This window comes from uncultured Dysosmobacter sp., assembly GCF_947631165.1.
GTDB lineage: Bacteria > Bacillota > Clostridia > Oscillospirales > Oscillospiraceae > Oscillibacter.
Genome location: NZ_CANRKH010000004.1, coordinates 61,508 through 83,781, shown reverse-complemented (window position 1 = coordinate 83,781; position 22,274 = coordinate 61,508). Strand labels below are relative to the sequence as shown.

Genomic DNA, 22,274 nt, shown 5'->3' with positions numbered 1-22,274 from the left:
GGGACGGCCCTTTAACATGAGACACAGAACCGATACAAAGGAGCGTGTCTTATGGAGAAGATCGTGGAATTTCCCCTGCCGGAGCGGGAGTATTATGTGGCCCCAAGAAAGAGCAGGAAACGGAGGCGCCGTCCGCTGACAATGCTGGTCCTGCTGGGGACCCTGCTGTTTGGATTTCTGCTGGGCAAGGCCAGCGCCGCGGCGCCGGGGGAGGATATCTCGCCGGATGGAACGCCGGTCCATGTACTGGAAGAAACTGGCAGAGACCCGGCTGCCGGTATCGTCCCGGAGCCTCTGAGAGCGGGCGGTGCGCAGGGTGCGGACGAAACCGCCGCAGCAGTGAGCGGAGCGGCAGCAAGCGTGTGGGGTAGCGGAGAAGGAAATCCATTTTCGGAGAATGGCGCACGGAAAGAGGAGCGGACAGCCCCAGTGAATGACGTCCAGCGCGAAAATAAAACCGCCATCCCGGCGGAGCCTGTCCAGAGCGCAGAGGATTGGGCGCTGCTGGTGGTCAACTGGGAGAATCCTCTTCCGGAGAATTTCCAGATCCCGGAGTTGACTCAGCTGCGGAACGGCCACGCCATCGACAGTCGGGCCTATCCGTCTTTGCAGGCCATGATGGACGCAGCCCGGGCGGAGGGCCTGGCGCCGCTGATCTGCTCCTCCTACCGCACCTGGGACAAGCAGGAGGAACTGTTTGCCAGAAAAACGCAGTATTATTTGGATCAGGGCTGCACACAGATGGAAGCGGAGGAACGGGCCGCCCAGTGGGTCGCCCGCCCCGGCACCAGCGAGCATCAGGTAGGCTTGGCAGTGGATATCGTGGACACGTCCTATCAGCTGCTGGATGAAGCGCAGGAGGAGACCGCCGTGCAGAAGTGGCTGATGGCCCACTGTGCGGAATACGGCTTCATCCTCCGCTATCCCACGGAGAAGAGCGCCCTCACCGGCGTGAACTACGAGCCGTGGCACTATCGCTACGTGGGCGAGGCCGCCGCCCGGGAGATCATGGAACAGGGGATATGTCTGGAGGAATATATCGCCTGACCGCCATTCGCGGTGCGGAGAGCGTCGCCTGTTATTCCATATTTTATCAACGGACCTGCTGAAAAAGCAGGCCCGTTTTTCCTGTGGGGCAGGGTGCTGCCGAAAAGTCAGCGCCTCTGCCGAAAAATTTTATTTACCAATCCTATCCATTTCCTTATGCTTTTGTTTAGGGAGGTGGCTTATATGCAAATAGAGAAAAATATTGCAGCCACATTGAGAAGTGAAATGGAGAGACAGGGGAAAACGCTTATGGAGTTTTCCACAGAGCTTGGTATCCCGCGGTCCACGCTGCAGGGGTATTTAAAGGGGACCTCTCACCCGCGAGCGGACTCCATGGAAGAATTGGCGTATAAATTGGGGATCTCTCTGGCGGACCTGGTATCCGGCGGGACTGCCGCAAACATGCGGGCAGCCTGGATGCGATCCTTTTGGAGGCCCAGGCTCTGCACCCCTGCGCAGTGCCGATGGTAGAGACGCAAAGCCAGAGGCTAAGCGCCGTTTTGCGGCGTAATGCTCGTTCGGTTGCATGGCAAACTGGTGGAAACGCTGGGACGCAAAACCAGGGGTTAAGGGGCCAAGGCGACCCCGCAAGGCTCTCTATGCTCGTTCGGATACCGGATCCTTTGCGTCCGCAAAGCAAAGAAAGGAATTGGTGAGATGAAACCAAGACACAAACTATTATCCGTGCTTTTATCCCTGGCAATGTGTCTCAGCATGCTGTCCGCCGTGGCGGAACTGAACGGTATCGGTGACAAGGAAACACTGCTGGAGGCAGCCAGAGAAAAGCTGAAGCAAGCCTAAGAGAAGCTGGACGGTACTACTGCGGCCCGTGAAGAGCTGGAGAAAGCTCGAACGGATGCGTGGGATGTAGCGAACACTGCCCATCAGAGTGCAAAAGCTGCTGTCGGAGCCTGGGAGGCCGCCGCCAGTGCGAAAGGCGACCTGGATACTCTTCAGGAGGTTAAAATCACAAAGGAAGAGCGAATATGAAACCGCAAAAGGGCGCCACCATCCTGGACCCCGCCGTGCCTCTGACCAGCGGCCCGGTGACCCGCGCTAAATTTGTGGGCTATCTGTGGACGTACGAAGGGCAGCCCGCCGGCACGGCTGCTACTTTCGCGGATGTGCCTGCCGATCATGAATTTGCCGCGGCCATCGGCTGGGCGCAGTCCAACGGACTGGTGAACGGCTGCGGAGACGGCAGCTACAAACCCGACGAACTGGTGACCGTGTCCACTGTGGAGGCCATTCTCAACCGGTTCGCGGCTTGGGTCGGTATGGCTATGCCCGCGCTGAGCAGGCTCACCGGCGAGGCGGATGCGGCCGTGCTGAACTGAGACGAAGTACTGGCCCAGTTCTTTGGCGAGGAAGCGCAGAAGGACGATGCGGCATAAACCGCAAGCATCAATCCGCAAAACGCAAAAATAAAGGGAGAGTGACAGCTCTCCCTTTATTTTTTTGCAGGTCCGACAGAAAAGTTTCCTGTTTTGGCCCGGGTTCTGGGTCAAGTCGCCCACGAGCGTTTTTCTCAGATTTCTTTCAAAATCTCTCCCAGCCTGCGGATACCTTCCCGGATCGTCTCACAGTCGGCGTTGGTGTAGTTCAGCCGCATAGTATTGACATTTTGCATATCTATATAAAACGGATCGCCGGGCACAAAAGCGACCTTCTTTTCCAGCGCCTTCGGGAACAGGGACATGGCGCTGATCCCTTCCGGGAGCGTAACCCACAAAAACATCCCGCCATGAGGCCGGGTGTACTGGACGCCCTCTGGGAAATACGCATCCATTGCGTCCATCATAGCTTGGGCCTGCTTTTGATACAGCGCCTTGATCTTGGCGATATGCGCATCTAAATCATGATGAGTCAAGTAATCCCAGATCAAATATTGGGAGAAAATATTAGTGTGCAGATCGCTGGCTTCTTTTGCGATGGAGATATGCTTCAGCAGCTCTGTATTCTCTGAGATGATGAAGCCTGTCCGCATACCGGGCGTGACAGTTTTGGAGAAAGTCCCCAAGAGGATGCTGTATGGCAGACGGCCCGCGCCGATGTATGGCAGATGCTCTCCATCGAACCGTAGCTCGCCGTAGGGATCATCCTCGATCAAAACGATTTCCCGGTCCTTTAAAATTTCATAGATACGCTTCCGGTTTTGGGCGGAGTAGGTCAGCCCGGTGGGATTCTGGAAGTCAGGAATGGTGTACATGAACTTGACGTTATGATCTAGCGCCTTTTCCAGTTGCTCCGTGTTCAACCCATCCTCGGACAACTCTACCGGATAAAAGACCGGCTGCTGCAGGGAAAACGCCTGGATCGCCGCCAAATAGGTGGGCTTTTCCACGATCACACCGTCCCTGGCGTCCAGAAGCACCTTCGCGATCAGGTCCAGGGCCTGCTGAGAGCCGGTGGTGATGAGGATATTGTCAGTCGTGAGATGCAGGCCAAACCGCCGGTTGTAGCGGTTCGCGATATACTGCCGCAGCTCAGGGAGACCTGCCGTAATTGAGTACTGGAACACGCTGCTGCCGTAGACCTTTACAATGCGCTCCATAGATTCCAGCAATTCCTCCTGGGGAAAGGAGATCGGATTGGGCAGCCCTCCCGCAAAGGAGATGATCTCCGGATCAGATGCGGCCTTCAGAATGCCCCGGATAAACGAGGGCGGCGTGGCCTGGATTCCCTTCGATAACAAACGTTCCACGGAGGCCAGGAACAAGCCGAAGGGACTCAGCGTCAAGACGGTCCGGAACATCAACCAGATGATCTCCTCTGCGTTGAACTGCGCCGTGGAACAGCGGCTGATCCTCAGCAATCCCACAAGGGGCTGTGTACTCCCGAAGCTGGAGAAGAAGGAGATGAAGATCCTGCCTCCAGAGAGCCTCGGCACCTTCTTCGAAGAAGCACAGCGCAGCGGCGTGTTCGAACTCTACTACGTCGACCTGGCAACGGGCCTCAGACGGGGCGAACTGCTGGGGCTGAAATGGAACGATATTGACCTCAAAAAAGGAATTATCCACGTCCGACGGCAGATCCTCAGACAGAACGGAGAAGTCATCGAGGCCCCGCTGAAAACGAAAAACTCCTACCGCAATATCGCGATAGGAGCGGACGCCGTCGAGGTCCTCAAAGGCATGGACCAGACCGACGAGTATGTGTTCCCGTCCCCGCACGGAGGCCCGATGTCACCGGACAGCGTCCTGCACATGCTCCAGCGGGTGCTGAAACGGGCTGGGCTAGAACGGATACGCTTCCACGATCTTCGTCACACATTCTCGGTCCTGGCCCTCCAGAACGGCGTAGACATCAAGACCCTCTCCGCCATGCTGGGACACTACAGCGCCGGCTTCACCCTCGATACCTACGCCCACGTCACGACCTCGATGCAGAAACAAGCGGCGAACGCGGTGGGGAATTTCCTCTCTGGCGCTCTCCAGCCCTGACCGCTCCGAAGTCCCGTATGGGTCACGGCTTGGGTCGGAAAAAGCGAACATCTCGGAAAAGTGCTGAAAGCAAAGGCAAAGCCGCGGAAATTCAACGAATTTCCGCGGCTTTGGTACGCCCTGAGGGATTCGAACCCCCGGCCTTCTGGTCCGTAGCCAGACGCTCTATCCAGCTGAGCTAAGGGCGCATGTCTATCAGACAGCTTTATCATATTAGCACGTCCGTTTCTGAAATGCAAGAGTTTTTTTCTGTTTTTTTGGTTTTTTTTCGAGGACTTGTAAAATGGTGGTTTTTGTGCTAAAGTGGCATACAAAGACAGAGGAAAGCGGTGAAGGCTATGGAGAATCATACCTTTAAGAGCGTTGCGTTCGGCGGCTTTGACAAGCAGGACGTGATCGCCTATATCCAGCAGACCGCCCAGGAGACGGCGGCGGAGCAGGAAAAGCTGCGCCGGGAAAACGAGGCTCTGCTGTCGGAGAAAGAAGCGCTGACCGGCCGAGCGGCGGAAATGGAGAGTCAATTGGCGGCATTGACCGCTGAACGGGACCGGCTGGCGGCCCAATTGCGGGAGGAGACCGCCGCTCGGCAGGCGCTGGCTTCGGCCAAGGAAGAGGTGGAGCACCTGACGGCGGAGGTGGAAAAGCTGCGCCCCGACGCGGAGGCCTACGCGCAGTTTCGGGAGAAGATCGGTGCCATTGAGTGCGAAGCCCGGAAGCGGGCGGCGGACCTGGAGGCGTCCACGGCATCCCGCCTGGAGGGTATGGTGGCGTTGTTCCGGCGGCGGTACGAGACCTTGACAGAAAACTTCGATGCAACGGCGACCCATGTCAACGCGGAGCTGCGGAAGGTAGAGGTCAATCTCACCCAACTGCCCCACGCCCTGGATCAGGCCGGGGTCGAGCTGGAAGAGCTGGCGGCATCGCTGAAAAAGCCGGAGTGACTTTCGGCGGATCTGAACTGGAAGAGCCGGGCGGAGATACCTGGCTTTTCTTTTTAGGCGGGAAGGAAGCCCCACAGTTTCGGTCGGAGCCTGCGGCGGAGGGTATAAAACAGCAAATGTGTGCAAAAAATGAAGTGAAAACGACTTTCTGAAGCACGTATTCGATTACGAAAATTTACGCACACGTTTGCGTTGAATTTACAGAAAAAGCAGTCGCAGCTTTGTGCAAAAGGAAGAAAGCGCCATGTCAGTGGAAAATTTCCTTGCATTGACGCAGGGGATGCCCTATACTGAGGTGGAGAAATGCAGTCCCCGCCGGTGAAAAAACGCTGGAACCAGGACCAGATATGGAGCTGGCGGCGGTCCGGAAGGGACAGCGGGTCTTGAGAAGAGCATGTTTCAAATTGAGCTGCGCAGCAGGAGAGAAGGTGAGAACGGATGTCCTTGGAAGCAATCGAAAAGGTCACGCAGATCGAAGATCAGAGCCGGGAACGCAAGGCGGCCGCGGAAGTGGAGGCGCGGCAGCTCGTCGCTGATGCGGAGCGGGAAGGACTTGCGCTTTTGCAGCAGACCCGCGCCGACGCGGCGGAAGCCGGCCGGCAGCTGCTGCGGGAGGCGGAGGAACGGGCCGCCGGCAAGGCGGCTGAGATCAGCCGCGCTGCGGAGGCGGAAAGCGCCGCGCTGCGGCAGGCGGCCGACAAGCACCTGGATGAGGCCGCAGAGTTTATTGTCGGAAGGATTGTGAAGCACTGAAATGGCCATTGTAAAAATGAAAAAGCTCCGTGTGATCGCGATGGCCGGATGCCGGGATGAGCTGCTGAAGGGCCTTTTGCGGCTGGGATGCGTGGAGATCAGCGAGCCGGACGGCAAGCTGGCCGACCCGGCCTGGGCCGCGCTCTTGAAGCGCGGGACCTCCGGATTGACAGAGCGGCGGAGCGAGATCGCGGATGTGAACACCGCCCTGGCTGCCATCAAGCGCTACGCCCAGATGAAGGACGGCATGTTCATCCAGCGCCACCCCATTTCGGAGGAGGATTTCCTCAGCAGCAAGACCGTGGAGCAGCCTCGTGCGATCAGCCTGAGGATCGGCCGCCAGCTGCAGGAGCTGAACCGCCTTCAGGGGGAGGAGAGCAGACTGATGTCCCGCAGGGCGGGCCTGCAGCCCTGGGCCTCGCTGGACATGCCGCTGGAGCAGGAGGGCACGGTCCACGCGGCTTTTCGCCTGGGCGTCTGTCCCGCTGGAACGGACATCGGCGCCATTCGCACGGATCTGGCCGGTACGGCGGCGGAGATCTACGAGGTCGGCGCAGACAAGCAGCAGAAGTACTGCCTGATGATTTATCACCGGGCAGAGGAAGAACAGGTCCAGGAGATTCTCCGGCCATACAGTTTCAGCGTGACGGCATTTCAGGGCGTCACCGGAACAGTGGGGGAGAACATCCGGAAGTTGGACCAGCAGCTGGCGGAAAACCGGGCCGCACAGGAAGCGGCCGCCGCTGATATCGCGGCCTGCGCCGAGGCCCGGGACGCTCTGCGGGTTTACGCGGACCGTCTGAATGCGGAGGCGGCGAAGGAAGCCGGCGCGGAACGGCTGTTGACCGACGGTACGATCCTCTTCTTTGAGGGATGGATCCCGGCGGAGAGAACCCAGAAGGTGGGCGAATTCCTGGAGCGCAGCGGCTGCGCCTGGGAGACACTGGACCCGGCGGAGGAGGAGATCCCCGACGTGCCGGTCCAGCTGAAGAACAACTGGTTCACCAAGCCGCTGAACATGGTGACGGATATGTATTCCCTCCCCGCCTACAACGGGGTGGACCCCAACCCGCTGATGGCGCCGTTCTTCATCCTGTTTTACGGCATGATGATGGCGGACATGGGCTATGGCCTGCTGATGATAGCGGCTTCCGTATTCATCATGAAAAAGGCAAGGCCCAACGGTCCCACGATGCGTCACATGATCCCGCTGCTGGGACTCGCGGGCGTGAGTACCTTTATCTGGGGCGCGCTGACCGGCGGCTTCTTCGGCGACTTTTTGACGCAGATCGTGAAGCTGACCACAGGCGGGGATTTCGCCCTGCCGGCGCTGTTCTCGCCGCTGGACGACGCGGTCCCGGTGCTGATCGGCTCCCTGATCCTGGGCGTGCTCCAGGTATTCACCGGCATGGCGGTCAGCATGTATAAGCAGATCAAGCGGGGGGAGACCATGGCTGCTCTGTGCAATGAGGGCGCGTGGTATCTGGTGTTCCTGCTGGGCGGTCTGGCCGCTCTGGGCGTGCTGCCCATGAAGGCGGCCCTGATCGCCATCGTGGTGGTGCTCGTTCTGGCGCTGAGCTATGGCAAGAAGGGCGTTTTCGGCAAGATCATCGGCATTTTCGGCGGTATCTACAACGGCGTCACCGGGTATTTCAGCGACATCCTGTCCTATTCCCGGCTGATGGCCCTGATGCTGGCAGGCGCGGTGGTGGCCCAGGTGTTCAACCAGCTGGGCGCGATGACGGGCAACGTCATCACCTTTGTCATCATCGCCATGATCGGCAACGCGCTGAACTTTGCATTGAATCTGCTGGGCTGCTATGTTCACGACATGCGCCTGCAGTGCCTGGAGTTCTTTGGCCGGTTCTATGAGGACGGCGGCAAAGCCTTCACGCCTCTGGATGCGGCGACAAAATACGTTGACATTGTAAAAGAATAAATATACAGGAGGAGTTTCTTATGAGTTTCGTTGATTCTTTTGGTGGACTGGCTCTGGCCCTGTTGGGCGCTGGTCTCGCGGTGGGTCTGAGCTGCGTGGGTTCCGCGAAGGGCACCGGCATCGCCGGTGAGGCTGGCACCGGCCTGCTGTGCCAGGATCCCTCCAAGTCCGGTAAAGTTATGGTCCTGCAGCTTCTGCCCGGTACACAGGGCCTGTACGGCATGGTGGTGTTCTTCTTCGCCATCGCCCGCATGGGCTTGATGGGCGGCGATTTCAGCGCGCTGGTGAATATGTCCACTGCGGAAGGCATGGCCTATTTTGCGGCCTGCATGCCCATGGCATTGGGCGGCCTGCTCTCCGCCATCGCCCAGGGCCGTGTGGCCGCCGGTTCCATCAACATCCTGGCCAAGAAGCCCGATGACTGGTCCAAGGGCCTGCTGCTGTGCGGTATCGTGGAGTTCTACGCCATCCTGTCCCTGCTGGCTTCCATGCTGATGCTGCTGCAGTTCTGATCCCGCAGAAAGGGGATTCGATATGAACGGAATCGAAAAGATCACGCGGCTGATCGAGTCTGACGCCCAGGCGGAGATCGACCAGATCCTGAGCGCCGCGAAGGAAGAGGCCGCCGGGATCGCCGCCCGATACCGCCAGCAGGCGGAGAATGAGGCCGCCGGCCTGGCCGCCAAGAATGAGAAGGCCGCCAGCCAGCGGGAAGAGCGTTTGGTGAGCGTGGCCCAGATGGAAGCCCGCAAGGTGACGCTGGCCGCCAAACAGGACATGGTGGAGCAGGCTTACATCCGGGCGCTGGAAAAGCTGCGCGCCCTGCCGGAGGACCGGTATGTGGCTCTGCTGGCCGCCCTGTTGACCCAGGCGTCCTCCACCGGCCGCGAAGAGGTCGTGTTCTCTCAGAAGGACCGGGAACAGGCGGGAAAGGCCGCGGTGGAAAAGGTCAACGCTGCGGGAAAGGCTCTGGTCCTGTCGGAAGAGACCCGGCCTATGAAGGGCGGCTTTATCCTGAAGGACCAGAACGTGGAGGTCAACTGCTCGTTCGACACCTTGGTGCGCCTGCAAAAGGCGGAGACTGCGGGAGCGGTGGTGAAAAAGCTGTTCCCGGAGGGATAAGGAGGCAGTGTCTTGGCTAAAAAAATCAAAGACACCGATTACCTGGCCGTCTCCGCCCGCATCCGGGCAATGGAGAATGGCTTGCTGACCCGGGAGCGGATGGAGCAGGTCCTGGACGCCCGCACCGATGAGGAAGCCGTGAAGATCCTACAGGAGTGCGGCTACCCCGAGCTGGACCCGACTCATCCGGAGGCCATGGACGCGGCCCTTTCGGCAGCCAGGGAAGCCACGCTGGCAGATCTGGCGGACAGCGCGCCGGACCCCAGGTATATCGACATTTTCAAGCTGAAATATGATTATCACAACGTAAAGGCCATCCTGAAGGCGGAGGCCATGGGGACAGACCCCAGCCGTATGCTGATGGATATGGGCCGCGTGCCGGCGGAGACCCTGCGGGAGGCGCTGCGGACCGGCGTTTTGACGGACCTGCCCGTTCGTCTGGCAGCTGCCGCGGCGGAGGCCCGGGAGGTGCTGGACACCACCAGGGACCCGCAGCTCAGCGACATCGTGCTGGACCGCTGGTGCTATCAGGACATGGATGATGTGGCAGAGGCCACCGGCAGCGCGTTTCTGCACGGCTATGTGAAAGCCCAGATCGATGCGGCCAACCTGCGCTCCCTGATCCGCACCATCCGCATGGGGAAAAACGCCGATTTTCTGCGGGGCGTTCTCTTCAGCGGCGGCGATATCGGTACCGGTGCGGTGCTGAAGATCGCGGCCAATGGAGGCCAGGGACTGGCTGAGGTATACGGTCCCACCCGGCTTCAGGAGGCGGCAGAGGCCGGTGCCGAAGCGCTGCGTGGAGGCCCGCTGACAGAGTTTGAAAAGCTCTGTGATGATGCTGTGGGCGGCTATCTGGCCGACGCGCAGTTCGTCCCCTTCGGCGAAGCGCCCCTTCTGGCTTATCTGGCGGCCCGGGAGACGGAGTATACCAACCTCCGCATCCTGCTGCTGGGGCGCAGCACCGGTCTGAGCGCCGATGTGATCCGCTCCCGGCTGCGGGCCAGCTTTGTGTAAGGCGGTGTGACTATGGCTGCAACGTATCAAATCGCCGTGATCGGCGACTGGGAATCCGTCATGGGATTCCGCGCTTTGGGCCTGGACACCTACCCTGTCGCCTCCGTGGAGGAAGCCAGGGAAAAGGTCCGGGAACTGGCAAAAACCGACTGCGCGGTGATCTATCTCACTGAGAGTCTCGCCAAGGATATGGAAGATGTACTGGCCCGCTATAAGGATGAGCTGCGGCCCGCCATCATCCTGATCCCTGGCCGGGAAGGCTCTCTGGGTATCGGCAGAGACAATATTCAAAGAGCGATAGAGTGCGCTGTGGGTGCTGACATTTTATAGGTCCTAAAGAGGGGACTTTGTCCCCCCTTTAGATTCCCCCTCTCCAGTGACGTCGGTCACTGGAGCGTGCGCCCCAAAGGCGCACAGGCCGGGGTATTTTCGCCACGCACAGAAGGTGAATTGCCCCGCAGGGGCAAGAGAGGCCCCTCTGGAGGGTATCGCGGCGAAAATGATTTGATTCTCTTTCTCCACCCTTGGCGGAGAAACCAAGGGGAGACCTGGTTTTCCCCTGGACCCTTTTTTGGCGTGCTTTTTGGGTGCACTGAGATAAACGGGTCCGACTTCCGGCGAATCTATCCTGAAAGAAGGTTGCATAAGTTTGAGCGGTAAAGTTGTTAAAGTTTCCGGACCGCTGGTCGTGGCCACGGGCCTGTCGGACGCCAATATGTCCGACGTGGTGCGTGTCGGCCCCCAGCGTCTGATCGGCGAGATCCTGACCATGAAGGGCGACACCGCGTCCATCCAGGTCTATGAGGAGACCTCCGGCCTGGGCCCCGGTGCGGAAGTGGTCACCACCGGTGCCCCCATGAGTGTGGAGCTTGGCCCCGGCATGATCGAGGGCATCTACGACGGCATCCAGCGCCCGTTGGAGAAGATCGTGGAGAAGGTAGGCGCCAACATCTCCCGCGGCGTGGAAGTCCCCGCCGTGGACCATGAGAAGAAGTGGGAGTTCACCGCCACCGCCCAGGTGGGCGACAAGGTCACCGGCGGCGATATCCTCGGCACCGTGCCGGAGACCCCCGTGGTGCTCCACAAGATCATGGTGCCTCCCAATATGAGCGGCACCATCACTGATATCAAGAGCGGCTCCTTTAACGTGACGGAGACCATCGCCACCCTGAAGACCGACGACGGCAGGGAAGTGGCCCTGACCATGCTGCAGAAGTGGCCTGTCCGTGTCGGCCGTCCCTACCAGAAGAAGTATCCCCCCAAGCGGCCCCTGTGCTCCGGCCAGCGGATCATCGACACCATGTTCCCCATCGCAAAAGGCGGCACCGCCGCTGTGCCCGGCCCCTTCGGCTCCGGCAAAACCGTGGTGCAGCACCAGCTGGCCAAGTGGTCCGACGTGGATATCGTGGTCTACATCGGCTGCGGCGAGCGCGGCAATGAGATGACCGACGTTCTGCGGGAGTTTCCCGAGCTGAAGGACCCCCGCACAGGCGAGTCCCTGATGAAGCGGACCGTGCTGATCGCCAACACCTCTGATATGCCCGTGGCCGCCCGTGAGGCCAGCGTGTATACCGGTATCACCATCGCTGAGTATTTTCGGGATATGGGCTATGACGTGGCCGTCATCGCCGACTCTACCTCCCGCTGGGCCGAGGCCCTCCGTGAGATGTCCGGCCGTTTGGAAGAGATGCCCGGCGAAGAAGGCTATCCCGCCTACCTGGCCTCCCGTCTGGCCCAGTTCTACGAGCGGGCCGGCAGCGTGGAGTGCCTGGGCGCCGACGAACGCCGTGGCAGCCTGACCGCCGTCGGCGCGGTCTCCCCTCCGGGCGGCGACCTTAGTGAGCCAGTTTCTCAGGCCACCATGCGTATCGTCAAGGTGTTCTGGGCGCTGGATTCCTCTCTGGCGTACAAGCGTCATTTCCCGGCCATCAACTGGCTGAATTCCTATTCTCTGTACCTGGATACCCTGAAGCCCTGGTTCGATGAGAACTTGGGAACGGACTTCATGGCGAACCGGGGCCGGGCCATGAGCGTTCTGCAGAACGAGGCCAGCCTGAACGAGATCGTTCAGCTGGTGGGCAAGGACGCCTTGTCTCCCAACGACCAGCTGACGCTGGAGGTGGCCCGGATGATCCGAGAGGACTTCCTGCAGCAGAATGCCTTCACCGATATCGACGGCTATTCCAGCTACGACCGGCAGGAGAAGCTGCTGGCCATCATCCTCAGCTATGACAAGCTGTGCCGCGCGGCTATCGGCCAGGGCGCACAGGTGACCAAGCTGTTTGAAATCCCCGCCCGCGAGAAGATCGGCCGTGCCAAGAGCGTGCCTGTAGAGGAATATGTTCATGCCTATGCTGCGATCCAGGCGGAGATGGAGCAGGAGATCGAAGCAGTTGTCGAGCAGGGAGGTGAGCAGGCATGATCCGTGAATACAAGACTGTAGAAGAGATCGTCAGTCCGCTGATGATGGTCCGCATGGTGGAAAACGTTACCTATGACGAGCTGGTGGAAGTGGAGCTGCACGACGGTTCCATCCGCCGGGGCAAGGTTCTGGAGGTCAACGGCGACACTGCTGTGGTCCAGCTGTTTGAATCCGCCGCCGGCATCAATCTGGCAGACGCCAAGGTCCGCTTCCTGGGGCATCCCCTGCAGCTGGGCGTGTCCGGCGATATGCTGGGCCGCGTGTTCAACGGCATGGGCCAGCCCATCGACGGCGGTCCTGACATTCTGGCGGAGGAGTACCGGGATATCAACGGCCTGCCCATGAACCCCGCCGCCCGTGACTACCCCAACGAGTTTATCCAGACCGGCGTTTCTACCATTGACGGCCTGAATACTCTGGTCCGCGGCCAGAAGCTGCCCATTTTCTCCGGCTCCGGCCTGCCCCACGCCAATCTGGCGGCGCAGATCGCCCGTCAGGCCAAGGTGCTGGGCGACGAGGCCACCAACTTCGCCGTGGTGTTTGCTGCCATCGGTATCACCTTCGAGGAGTCCGAGTTCTTCGTCAGCGAGTTCCGCCGCACCGGCGCCATCGACCGTACCGTGCTGTTCAGCAACCTGGCCAACGACCCCGCTGTTGAACGTATCAGCACGCCCCGTATGGCGCTGACAGCCGCTGAGTATCTGGCCTTTGAAAAGGGTATGCAGGTGCTGGTCATCATGACCGATATCACGAACTACGCTGAGGCCCTCCGCGAGGTCTCCGCCGCCAAGAAAGAGGTCCCTGGCCGCCGTGGCTTCCCCGGCTACCTGTACACCGACCTGGCGACGCTGTACGAGCGCGCCGGCCGCCAGTTGGGCAACAAGGGCTCCATCACTCTGATCCCCATCCTGACCATGCCCGAGGACGATAAGACCCACCCCATCCCCGACCTGACCGGTTATATCACCGAGGGCCAGATCATCCTCAGCCGCGCGCTGTACCGCCAGGGCATCCATCCCCCTGTGGACGTGCTGCCCTCGCTGTCCCGTTTGAAGGATAAGGGCGTTGGCAAGGGCAAGACCCGTGAGGACCACGCGGACACCATGAACCAGCTCTTTGCCGCCTATTCCACCGGCAAGGACAATAAGGAGCTGATGTCCATTCTGGGCGAGGCGGCCCTGACGCCCACGGACCTGCTGTATGCCAAGTTCGCTGATGAGTTTGAGCGCCGCTATGTCAACCAGGGCTACGAGGAGAACCGCTCCATCGAGGAGACGCTGGACCTGGGCTGGGAGCTGCTGAGCATCCTGCCCAAGAGCGAGCTAAAACGTATCAAACCGGAACTGATCGAGAAGTACTGGCCGAAGAAAGACGAGAATTGAGGAGGGGTGAGCCATGGCGAATATCACGGTAAGCCCTACCCGTATGGAGCTGACCCGCCTGAAAGGCAAGCTGCGGACCGCCCAGCGGGGCCACAAGCTGCTGAAGGATAAGCGGGATGAGCTGATGAAGCAGTTCCTGGACACGGTGCGGGAGGTCCGCTCCCTCCGGGCTGAGGTGGAGGAGGAGCTGATGACGGTGCACAAGTCCTTCACCGTCGCCTCTGCTCTGATGTCCTCCGAGGCTCTGGAGCAGGCTTTGCTCTATCCCAAGCAGAGCGTGGAACTGACCATGACCTTCCAGAATATCATGTCCGTCAATGTCCCTGTGTACGACTTCCAGACGCAGACCCGCTCCAATTCCGACATCTATCCCTATGGCTTCGCGGCTACCTCCGGCGAGCTGGATACCGCTGTGGATGCTCTGGGCCATGTGTTCCGCAAGATGCTGAAGCTGGCGGAGATCGAAAAGTCCGCCCAGCTCATGGCGGAGGAGATCGAAAAGACCCGCCGCCGCGTCAACGCACTGGAATACGTGATGATCCCGGACACCCAGGAGGCCATCCGCTATATCACCATGAAGCTGGATGAGAATGACCGTGCCACCACGACCCGGCTGATGAAGGTGAAGGATATGATTTTGAAAGAGGCCCTGGAGGAGAAGCGCGCACAGAGCGCCAAGGCCATCGAGGCCTTCGGCACTGCCCAGGAGCCGGTGTGACGACGGCACATTCTACGAAACAAAACAACGGGACGGCCAGAAGGCCGTCCCGTTGTTCGGAGCAGATAGTTAGTTATAATAAACCTTGACAAACGGGCTTGTTTGGAATAAATTATTGGAAAAGAACATAAAAGGAGTGATACGTATTGCACTGCATCCAATCCGTGACCCAGGATATCCGCTATCTGGGCATCTCTGACCGGCGATTGGCGCTGTTTGAGAATATATATCCCATTCCCAGGGGCATTTCCTATAATGCCTATTTGGTGCTGGACGAGCAGACGGTGCTGATGGACGCTGTGGACAAGGCCGTGGAGGACCGTTTCCTGGAAAATCTGGAGGCCGCCCTGGAGGGCCGTTCCCTGGACTATGTGGTGGTGAACCATATGGAGCCGGACCACTGCGCATCTCTGACAGAGGTGCTGCGGCGCTATCCCCAGGCCCAGGTGGTGGGCAACGCCAAAACAATCGGTATGATCGGTCAGTTTTTCGATCTCGATGTTTCCAGCAGGTGCATGGCGGTGAAGGAGGGAGATACCCTGACTACCGGGCGGCACACCTTTACCTTTGCCATGGCGCCCATGGTCCATTGGCCGGAGGTCATGGTGACCTACGATGCCGCTGACAAGGTGCTCTTCTCTGCGGACGCCTTTGGCACCTTTGGCGCATTGAACGGCAACATTTTCGCCGACCAGGTGAACTTTGAGCGGGACTGGCTGGATGATGCCCGTCGGTATTACACCAATATCGTGGGCAAATACGGCGTTCAGGTCCAGGCGCTCCTGAAAAAAGCGGCCGCGCTGGATATTGCCTGTGTCTGCCCGCTCCACGGTCCTATTTGGAGACAGAACATCGATTGGTTCGTTAGCAAGTACCAGCAGTGGAGCACCTACACGCCGGAGGACCGGTCCGTGGCTGTTTTCTGTGGTTCTGTCTACGGACATACGGAGAACGCCGCCGAGATCGTGGCCAACCGGCTGGCCGAGAAGGGGGTCAGGGACATCCGGCTGTACGACGTATCTCACACCCACGTTTCCGACCTGGTGAGCGAGGCTTTCCGGTGCAGCCATCTGGTACTGGCGTCCTCGACCTATAATGGCGGGATCTTCACGCCTATGGAGACTTTGCTGCTGGATCTGAAGGCCCACAATCTGCAAAACCGCACGGTGGCCATTATCGATAACGGCACCTGGGCCGCCACGGCAGGGCGGCAGATGGCGGAGATCATCGGCTCCATGAAGAACATGACGCTGATGGAGGAGACCATCCATGTGAAGTCCGCTGTGAAGGAAGCCCAGCGGGCGGAGCTGGAAGGCCTGGCTGACCGGCTGGCGGCAGATGTCCTGGCGTAAATACATAGAAAGGAACGCCCTTTTCCTATGGGAAAAGGGCGTTTTTCTGTAAATATTATGAACTTTACAGCAAGGTGATCCCAGCCTTTTCACAGGCTTCCACGGTCTCATGATCCCACAGGCTGGCCTGGACCTCGCCGATATGGCAGGCGCCCAGCAGCAGCATGCACAGCCTGGACTGGCCGATGCCGCCGCCGATGGACTGGGGAAGCTGGCCGTTCAGCAGCATCTGGTGGAAGGGCAGCTGGCGGCGGTAGTCGCAGCCCGCCAGGGTCAATTGGCGGTCCAGCGTCTCGGCGTCGACCCGGATGCCCATGGAGGATACCTCAAATTGGCGTTCCAGAACGGGATTCCACATCAGAATGTCGCCGTTCAGCTCCCAGTCGTCATAGTCAGGAGCGCGGCCGTCGTGCTTGATGCCGGACTTCAGTGTTTTGCCGATCTGCATGAGAAAGACGGTGTGGTGCTCTTTGCAGATGGCGGCCTCCCGCTCGTCGGGGGACAAGTCGGGATAGCGGTCCTCCAGCTCCTGAGTCGTGAGGAAGAAAATCTCCCGCTCCGGTTTGCAGGTCAGCACAGGGAAGGTGTTCCGCAGGGCGGTGGCGGTGTCGCAGATGCAGCCCACGATATCCCGTACAGTATCCTGCAAATACTCCATGGTGCGATTTTGGGAGTCGATATGCTTCTCCCAGTCCCATTGGTCTACATAGATGGAGTGGAGGTTGTCAACCACTTCGTCCCGGCGGATAGCGTTCATGTCGGTGTACAGGCCGGTACCAGGCTTGAATTCGTACCGCTTCAGGGCCAGCCGCTTCCACTTGGCCAGAGAGTGGACTACTTGGCCGTCAGTCCCCACGTCTGGGATGTCAAAGGACACAGGGCGTTCCACGCCGTTCAGGTCGTCGTTCAGGCCGGTTTTGCCGTCTACAAACAACGGCGCGGAGACGCGGTGCAGGTTCAGCCGGACCGTCAGGTTGTGCTGGAAATCCGCGTGGATCAATTCAATGGCCCGCTGCAGCTCGTTATTGGTCAAGGGCATCTTATAGCCGGAGGGAATGGTCAGTTTACTCATGAGTCAACAGTCCTTTATGTCAGATTTATTCAATACTTCCTTAGGAGATCAGCAGAGATACAAAGGCCGGGGTCACATAGGCCTCCAGCAGGGAGGCCGCAGCCAGCACGGGCAGCAGAACAAACAGTGTCCGGGATATCAGCAGCAACCGGTCCCACAGACGGAGGGCCGTTTCATCCCGCCGGCAGCGGCGGGTCGCTTGGCCGCAGACGTACAGCCCCACGGCGAAGGACAGGATCAGGGCCGGGAACTCCAAAAGACCATGGGGAAAGAGAGCAGCCAAATAGATCAGCAGGGAGGAACCCTCCGCCGCGTAGCAGGCGGCCAGCACGCCCAGCAGCATGGCGTTGACGCCCAGGGCCAGAGCTGGAAGCTGAAGAAAGGGGACCAGGCCATAGGCCATGGTGAACACGCAGGCCTCCACATTGTTTGAAAAGATGCGCAGAGCGGAAATGCTGCCATCCTCACGGATAGCGCCTGTGCCGCTGACCGCTTCCACCGCCCAGGACATCAGCTGTGTCCGCAGGTCCGGCAGGGCCAGGGCGGCTCCGAAGGCGATCACCGCCAGGACACAGAAAGCGATGGCGGAGCGAAACACCTCCTGCCGCAGACCGTCGTCCCAGGCGGCTTTCAGACCCTGAAGGTGGTGCTGAAGAATGCCCCTCATGCCCGCAGCTTGTCCAGCCCCAGCGTTAGACGGCGGAGAGTCTCCGCTTTGCCCAGGATGTGGCAAAGCTCCACGGCTCCGCCGGGGGTCACCAGCTTGCCGGCCACGGCGATGCGCACGGGCCACATCAGCGTGGCGTTCTTCACGCCCAGCTTTTCCGCAAGGCCGATCAGCGTGTCATGGACCGCCTCCTGGGTCCAGTCCGCCACAGCCTCCAGGGCGGGGATAGCGGACTCCAGCATATTTTGAGAGACCTCGGCATTGGTCTTGGACTTCTTGTTGGTGAAGAACTCCACATCGTAGTCAGGCAGCGCGTCAAAGAAATCCACCTTTTCAGGGATGTCCGTCAGCTTTTCGCAGCGGGCCTGGAGCAGGGCGGCGATGGCGGCGGTATCGATAGCGGGATCCTTCACAGCCTGGCGGATGTAAGGCTCCGCTGTTTGGGCGAAGTCCTCCGGCGCCATAGCCCGCAGATAGGTGGCATTGAAGTAGGTTAGCTTTTCAATGTCGAAGATGGCGGGAGATTTGGAGATGCCGGCAATGTCGAATGCGTCCACCAGTTCCGCCAGGGAGAATATCTCCTGCTCGCTGCGTTCGCCCTTGGGCGCCCAGCCCAGCAGGGCCACATAGTTCAGGATCGCGTCGGTCAGATAGCCCTGGGCCTTCAGATCCTCGTAGGAGGGATCGCCATGGCGCTTGCTCATTTTGTTGTGCTGGTCCCGCATGACGGGAGAGCAGTGGACATAGGTGGGGATGTCCCAGCCAAAGGCTTCATACAGCAGATTATATTTCGGCGCGGAGGAAAGGTACTCGCTGCCCCGGACCACATGGGTGATGCCCATCAGGTGGTCGTCCACCACGTTGGCGAAGTTATAGGTGGGGAGGCCATCCCGCTTCAGCAGCACCTGGTCGTCTAGAGTGGCGTTCTCCACAGTGATGTCGCCGAAGGATACGTCGTGGAAGGTGGTGGTCCCCTCGTGGGGGATACGCTGGCGGATGACGTAGGGCTTTCCGGCGACCAGATTGGCAGCCACCTCTTCCGGAGAGAGAGACCTGCAGGGATCATCGGCCCGGTCAAAATTTCCGGAATCCTCCTCGGACTCCGTCTTTTCGCAGAAGCAGTAATAGGCTGCGCCCTTTTCCACCAGCAGTTCGGCGTATTTACCGTACAGCCCCCGGCGCTGGGACTGGATATAGGGTCCCACGGGACCGCCTACGTCGGGGCCTTCGTCATGGGTCAGGCCGCACTCGGCCATGGTCCGGTAGATCACATCAGTGGCACCCTCCACCAGACGGCCCTGATCGGTGTCCTCGATGCGGAGAATGAACGTGCCGCCGGCATGGCGTGCAATGAGCCAGGTGTACAGCGCGGTGCGCAGGTTGCCCACGTGCATGTAGCCGGTGGGGGAGGGGGCGAAGCGGGTGCGGACCTTTCCCTTGGGGATGCGAGCCTCCATCTCTTCAAAAAATTGCATATCAAGTGCCATGAAAGTACCTCCATGTCAGGAATTTACGAAACATAACAACCTACATTATCGCCATTTCCGGGGAGATTGTCAAGGAATATCCTGGGATTCAGTCCTCCCGGAGAAAATTTTTCCGCAGCAGCTCCAGGAACAGAGCCATAGCGGGGCTAGCCCAACGCTTTTTACGGTGGGCGCACAGGATGGGGTCGCGGATGCCGGAAATGGGAGCGGACAGCTCCCGCAGCCGCCCGTCCGCCAGCTCCGGCGCTGCCACGAACCGGGGCAGGAAGGTGAAGCCCAGGTCGCTCATGACACAGCGCTTGATGGTCTCGATGCTCCACAGCTCGATGGTATCGTCCAGGACCAGGGACCGTTCCTGAAAATACTGTTCCAGCTGCCGCCGGAAGATGCTGTCTGGTTCATCGGTGACCAGGGAGGCGGGGATGCGCTGTCCAGGCGTGGAGAGGTCTGGATATGCGAAGTCCGGCGCTGCCAGCAGGATGATCTCCGCCTCTCCCAGCGGTTCGATCTCCAATACCTCCCGATCCCAGTCCATGTCATAGCCCACGCCAAGATCACAGGCACCAGTGCGGATGTTTTCCGAGATCTGGCGGCAGTTGCAGCTGCGGATGATGAGCCGCACCTGGGGCGCCTGCTCCCGAAAGGCCCGGATGACCGGCTGCATCCGGTAGCAAAGGAGTGTTTCCGCCATATCGACCCGAAGCGTTCCTGCGGGAGCTGTGCCGTTCCGCCCCAGAGCGGAGAGCCGGTCCGCCGCCAGCAGCAGCTCCCGGGCCTGGGAGAGAGCCTGTTCCCCGGTCTGGGTCAGCACCATCCGGCGTCCTGATTTCTGAAAGAGGGGGACGCCCAGTTCCTCTTCCAGCCGCTGGATATGGACCGTTACTGTGGACTGGGTGTAACCCAGAGCTTGGGCGGCCTTCTGATAGCTGCCCTGATCCACCACGGCCTGAAATGTGAGGAGATTCTTCAATTCCATTCTGGTCACGACCTATCGATTTTATTAATATAACAGTTCAAAAACTTTCGCTTTTCAAATATATGATAGCCTGTTATGATGCAAATATCAAGCGGAAGGATGTGTGTCATATGCCGGTGTCTCTGTTTCCAGCGTTTTTGACCTATTGCTATGTCTGCGGCATTACGCCGGGACCGGCGAACCTATGCTCCCTGTCCGCTGCCCTGCGGTACGGAAAGGGACCGGCTCTGCGGCAGTGGCGCGGCTTGTTCGCCGGCTTTTTCATCGTGTCCATGGGAGCGGTGGCAGTGACCTGTCTGCTCGGCGCGGTGCTGGATCGATATGTGGGGGTCCTGTCCTGGATCGGGGCGGCGTACATCCTGTGGATGGCCTGGCACATGCTGCGGTCCTCCGGCGGCGGAGCGGAGCGGGACCCGGCGGCGCCTAGCTTCCGCACGGGATTACTGGTGCAGCTGACCAACGTGAAGGTCATGGTATTCTGCCTGACAGCGCTGGCCTCTTATGTGCTGCCCTATACGGATTCCTTCTGGCGCTTGCTGGCTGTGGGGCTGTTTCTGCCGTTTACAGGCCCGGTAGCCAATCTGGTGTGGCTGCTGGCGGGGGCGTCATTGCAAAAGCTCCTGGACGGACACAGGCGGGCGGTGGATATCGCCATGGCGGCGGCGCTGGTCCTATGCGCGGTCAGCCTGGTCTGGCCCCATTGATGCGAAGAGTCCCCCAGCACAAAAATCGTGCCGGGGGACTTTGATTCTCAGTGGACACAGCGTATAGATGTCTTTGTGAGATTGACAGAAAATAAAAGCCGGTGAGCGCATATTTCCTCTCAAGAGCGGATTGCGCTTTTCCTGATTCCGTGCTACAATAACAAATAATTGCCGCCTTAGGGTCTTTTGGCGGCGGTAGTGAGAATTGAGGTGCGAGTTATGGAAAACAACGTACAGAAAAAGAGAATTTTCAGCGGCATCCAGCCCAGCGGTGAGTTGACTCTGGGCTCTTATATGGGCGCTATCAAAAACTGGGTCGCGCTGCAGGATGAATATGACTGCCTCTACTGCATCGTGGATATGCACGCCATCACCGTGCGGCAGGACCCCGCCGAGCTGCGCCGCCGGGCGCTGGCTCAGCTTGCCCAATACATTGCCTGCGGCCTGGACCCGCAGAAGAGCATTCTCTTCATCCAGAGCCATGTGCCCCAGCACGCGGAGCTGAGCTGGATCCTGGGCTGCTATACTCAGTTCGGTGAGCTGAGCCGCATGACCCAGTTCAAGCAGAAGGCCCAGCAGCACGCCGACAATATCACCGCCGGATTGTTCACCTATCCCGTGCTGATGGCGGCGGATATCCTGCTGTATCAGGCGAACCTGGTGCCGGTGGGCGAGGACCAGCGGCAGCATGTGGAGCTGACCCGGGATATCGGCCAGCGCTTCAACGGCGTCTACGGCGAGACCTTCGTTCTGCCGGAGGCGTTCATTCCCAAGATGGGCGCCCGCATCATGAGCCTGGGCAACCCCGACAACAAGATGAGCAAGTCCGACCCTGAGGGCTGCGTCTATATCATGGATCAGCCGGAGGTCATTCAGCGCAAGTTCAAGCGGGCCGTCACGGACAGCGAGACCGCTGTACGATACGATAGAGAGAACAAGCCCGGCGTCAGCAATCTGTTGACCATCTACTGCGCCGCCACTGGCAAGACCTTGGAGGAGGCCGAGGCGGAGTTCGCCGGTCAGGGCTACGGCGTGTTCAAGCCTGCTGTGGGAGACGCGGTCATCGAGCTGATGCGTCCCATCCGGGAGGAAGCGGAGCGCCTGATGGGCGACAAGGCGTATCTGGAGGGCATCTATCGGGACGGCGCCCAGCGGGCGCAGTATCTGGCTCGCAAAACGCTGTCCAAGGTGCAGCGCAAAGTGGGTTTCATCGCCCGTTGACGGAGGCCGAC

General features: G+C 59.7%; 23 protein-coding genes, 1 tRNA gene and 1 riboswitch. Of the genes, 18 read left to right on the top strand and 6 right to left on the bottom strand.

Features of this window, described 5'->3' with window-relative positions; all coding sequences use genetic code 11:
- Nucleotides 1-51: 51 nt before the first annotated feature.
- From Q0Z69_RS03455 to Q0Z69_RS03445, 4 genes are all read left to right on the top strand, one after another.
- Nucleotides 52-1,047 (top strand): D-alanyl-D-alanine carboxypeptidase family protein, encoded by a 996-nt coding sequence (locus Q0Z69_RS03455; protein WP_298029821.1) that lies wholly within the window; start codon nucleotides 52-54, stop codon nucleotides 1,045-1,047.
- A 156-nt stretch (nucleotides 1,048-1,203) separates the two neighbouring features.
- Nucleotides 1,204-1,518: a helix-turn-helix domain-containing protein gene (locus Q0Z69_RS16835; RefSeq protein ID WP_367272227.1), complete on the top strand. Its 315-nt coding sequence runs from the start codon at nucleotides 1,204-1,206 to the stop codon at nucleotides 1,516-1,518.
- A 47-nt stretch (nucleotides 1,519-1,565) separates the two neighbouring features.
- Nucleotides 1,566-1,666, top strand: a riboswitch (cyclic di-GMP riboswitch).
- A 38-nt stretch (nucleotides 1,667-1,704) separates the two neighbouring features.
- Nucleotides 1,705-1,848, top strand: coding sequence for a hypothetical protein (locus Q0Z69_RS03450; protein ID WP_298029820.1), 144 nt, complete (start codon nucleotides 1,705-1,707; stop codon nucleotides 1,846-1,848).
- A 185-nt stretch (nucleotides 1,849-2,033) separates the two neighbouring features.
- Entirely contained in the window at nucleotides 2,034-2,384 is a 351-nt protein-coding gene (locus Q0Z69_RS03445) for an S-layer homology domain-containing protein (RefSeq protein ID WP_298029819.1), read from the top strand.
- A gap of 191 nt (nucleotides 2,385-2,575) precedes the next feature.
- Here Q0Z69_RS03445 and Q0Z69_RS03440 read toward each other — a convergent pair whose 3' ends face one another.
- Nucleotides 2,576-3,601, bottom strand: coding sequence for a PLP-dependent aminotransferase family protein (locus Q0Z69_RS03440; protein WP_367272216.1), 1,026 nt, complete (start codon nucleotides 3,599-3,601; stop codon nucleotides 2,576-2,578).
- Between Q0Z69_RS03440 and Q0Z69_RS03435 the strand changes: the two genes are divergently transcribed.
- Complete coding sequence (locus tag Q0Z69_RS03435; RefSeq protein ID WP_367272215.1) at nucleotides 3,591-4,490, top strand: tyrosine-type recombinase/integrase; 900 nt, start codon at nucleotides 3,591-3,593, stop codon at nucleotides 4,488-4,490. The genes Q0Z69_RS03440 and Q0Z69_RS03435 overlap by 11 nt on opposite strands.
- A 111-nt stretch (nucleotides 4,491-4,601) precedes the next feature.
- Here the strand turns inward: Q0Z69_RS03435 and Q0Z69_RS03430 are convergent.
- A tRNA-Arg gene (locus Q0Z69_RS03430) sits at nucleotides 4,602-4,678 on the bottom strand.
- A 150-nt stretch (nucleotides 4,679-4,828) separates the two neighbouring features.
- Here Q0Z69_RS03430 and Q0Z69_RS03425 point away from each other — a divergent pair.
- From Q0Z69_RS03425 to Q0Z69_RS03375, 11 genes are all read left to right on the top strand, one after another.
- The gene (locus Q0Z69_RS03425; protein WP_298029816.1) at nucleotides 4,829-5,431 is read left to right on the top strand and encodes a hypothetical protein; all 603 of its coding nucleotides are present in this window, start codon (nucleotides 4,829-4,831) and stop codon (nucleotides 5,429-5,431) included.
- A 438-nt stretch (nucleotides 5,432-5,869) separates the two neighbouring features.
- Complete coding sequence (locus Q0Z69_RS03420) at nucleotides 5,870-6,184, top strand: hypothetical protein (RefSeq protein ID WP_298029815.1); 315 nt, start codon at nucleotides 5,870-5,872, stop codon at nucleotides 6,182-6,184.
- A gap of 1 nt (nucleotide 6,185) precedes the next feature.
- Nucleotides 6,186-8,123 (top strand): V-type ATP synthase subunit I, encoded by a 1,938-nt coding sequence (locus Q0Z69_RS03415; RefSeq protein ID WP_298029814.1) that lies wholly within the window; start codon nucleotides 6,186-6,188, stop codon nucleotides 8,121-8,123.
- A gap of 20 nt (nucleotides 8,124-8,143) precedes the next feature.
- The gene (locus Q0Z69_RS03410) at nucleotides 8,144-8,635 is read left to right on the top strand and encodes a V-type ATP synthase subunit K (RefSeq protein WP_298029813.1); all 492 of its coding nucleotides are present in this window, start codon (nucleotides 8,144-8,146) and stop codon (nucleotides 8,633-8,635) included.
- 22 nt (nucleotides 8,636-8,657) lie between these two features.
- Complete coding sequence (locus Q0Z69_RS03405; protein WP_298029812.1) at nucleotides 8,658-9,245, top strand: V-type ATP synthase subunit E; 588 nt, start codon at nucleotides 8,658-8,660, stop codon at nucleotides 9,243-9,245.
- 12 nt (nucleotides 9,246-9,257) lie between these two features.
- Nucleotides 9,258-10,262: a V-type ATPase subunit gene (locus Q0Z69_RS03400; RefSeq protein WP_298029811.1), complete on the top strand. Its 1,005-nt coding sequence runs from the start codon at nucleotides 9,258-9,260 to the stop codon at nucleotides 10,260-10,262.
- A 12-nt stretch (nucleotides 10,263-10,274) separates the two neighbouring features.
- Complete coding sequence (locus tag Q0Z69_RS03395) at nucleotides 10,275-10,592, top strand: V-type ATP synthase subunit F (protein WP_298029810.1); 318 nt, start codon at nucleotides 10,275-10,277, stop codon at nucleotides 10,590-10,592.
- A gap of 319 nt (nucleotides 10,593-10,911) precedes the next feature.
- The gene (locus tag Q0Z69_RS03390; RefSeq protein ID WP_298029809.1) at nucleotides 10,912-12,684 is read left to right on the top strand and encodes a V-type ATP synthase subunit A; all 1,773 of its coding nucleotides are present in this window, start codon (nucleotides 10,912-10,914) and stop codon (nucleotides 12,682-12,684) included.
- Complete coding sequence (locus Q0Z69_RS03385) at nucleotides 12,681-14,066, top strand: V-type ATP synthase subunit B (protein ID WP_298029808.1); 1,386 nt, start codon at nucleotides 12,681-12,683, stop codon at nucleotides 14,064-14,066. Before Q0Z69_RS03390 ends, Q0Z69_RS03385 begins: the two co-directional genes overlap by 4 nt.
- Before the next feature lie 13 nt (nucleotides 14,067-14,079).
- Complete coding sequence (locus Q0Z69_RS03380) at nucleotides 14,080-14,784, top strand: V-type ATP synthase subunit D (protein WP_298029807.1); 705 nt, start codon at nucleotides 14,080-14,082, stop codon at nucleotides 14,782-14,784.
- Nucleotides 14,785-14,930: 146 nt separating this feature from the next.
- Nucleotides 14,931-16,136 carry an FprA family A-type flavoprotein gene (locus Q0Z69_RS03375; protein WP_298029806.1) on the top strand — a complete coding sequence of 402 codons (1,206 nt, stop codon included), beginning with the start codon at nucleotides 14,931-14,933 and terminating at the stop codon, nucleotides 16,134-16,136.
- Between the two features lie 64 nt (nucleotides 16,137-16,200).
- Here Q0Z69_RS03375 and asnA read toward each other — a convergent pair whose 3' ends face one another.
- From asnA to Q0Z69_RS03355, 4 genes are all read right to left on the bottom strand, one after another.
- Entirely contained in the window at nucleotides 16,201-17,208 is a 1,008-nt protein-coding gene (asnA, locus tag Q0Z69_RS03370; protein WP_298029805.1) for an aspartate--ammonia ligase, read from the bottom strand.
- 40 nt (nucleotides 17,209-17,248) lie between these two features.
- Nucleotides 17,249-17,875 (bottom strand): stage II sporulation protein M, encoded by a 627-nt coding sequence (locus Q0Z69_RS03365; protein WP_298029804.1) that lies wholly within the window; start codon nucleotides 17,873-17,875, stop codon nucleotides 17,249-17,251.
- Nucleotides 17,872-19,362 carry a glutamate--tRNA ligase gene (gltX, locus tag Q0Z69_RS03360; protein WP_298029803.1) on the bottom strand — a complete coding sequence of 497 codons (1,491 nt, stop codon included), beginning with the start codon at nucleotides 19,360-19,362 and terminating at the stop codon, nucleotides 17,872-17,874. The genes Q0Z69_RS03365 and gltX overlap by 4 nt, the downstream gene beginning before the upstream one ends.
- 88 nt (nucleotides 19,363-19,450) lie before the next feature.
- Complete coding sequence (locus Q0Z69_RS03355; RefSeq protein ID WP_298029802.1) at nucleotides 19,451-20,338, bottom strand: LysR family transcriptional regulator; 888 nt, start codon at nucleotides 20,336-20,338, stop codon at nucleotides 19,451-19,453.
- Between the two features lie 110 nt (nucleotides 20,339-20,448).
- Here Q0Z69_RS03355 and Q0Z69_RS03350 point away from each other — a divergent pair, with 110 nt between their 5' ends.
- Nucleotides 20,449-21,042 carry a LysE family transporter gene (locus Q0Z69_RS03350; RefSeq protein ID WP_298029801.1) on the top strand — a complete coding sequence of 198 codons (594 nt, stop codon included), beginning with the start codon at nucleotides 20,449-20,451 and terminating at the stop codon, nucleotides 21,040-21,042.
- Nucleotides 21,043-21,261: 219 nt separating this feature from the next.
- Nucleotides 21,262-22,263 (top strand): tryptophan--tRNA ligase, encoded by a 1,002-nt coding sequence (gene trpS, locus Q0Z69_RS03345; protein WP_298029800.1) that lies wholly within the window; start codon nucleotides 21,262-21,264, stop codon nucleotides 22,261-22,263.
- Nucleotides 22,264-22,274: the final 11 nt, after the last annotated feature.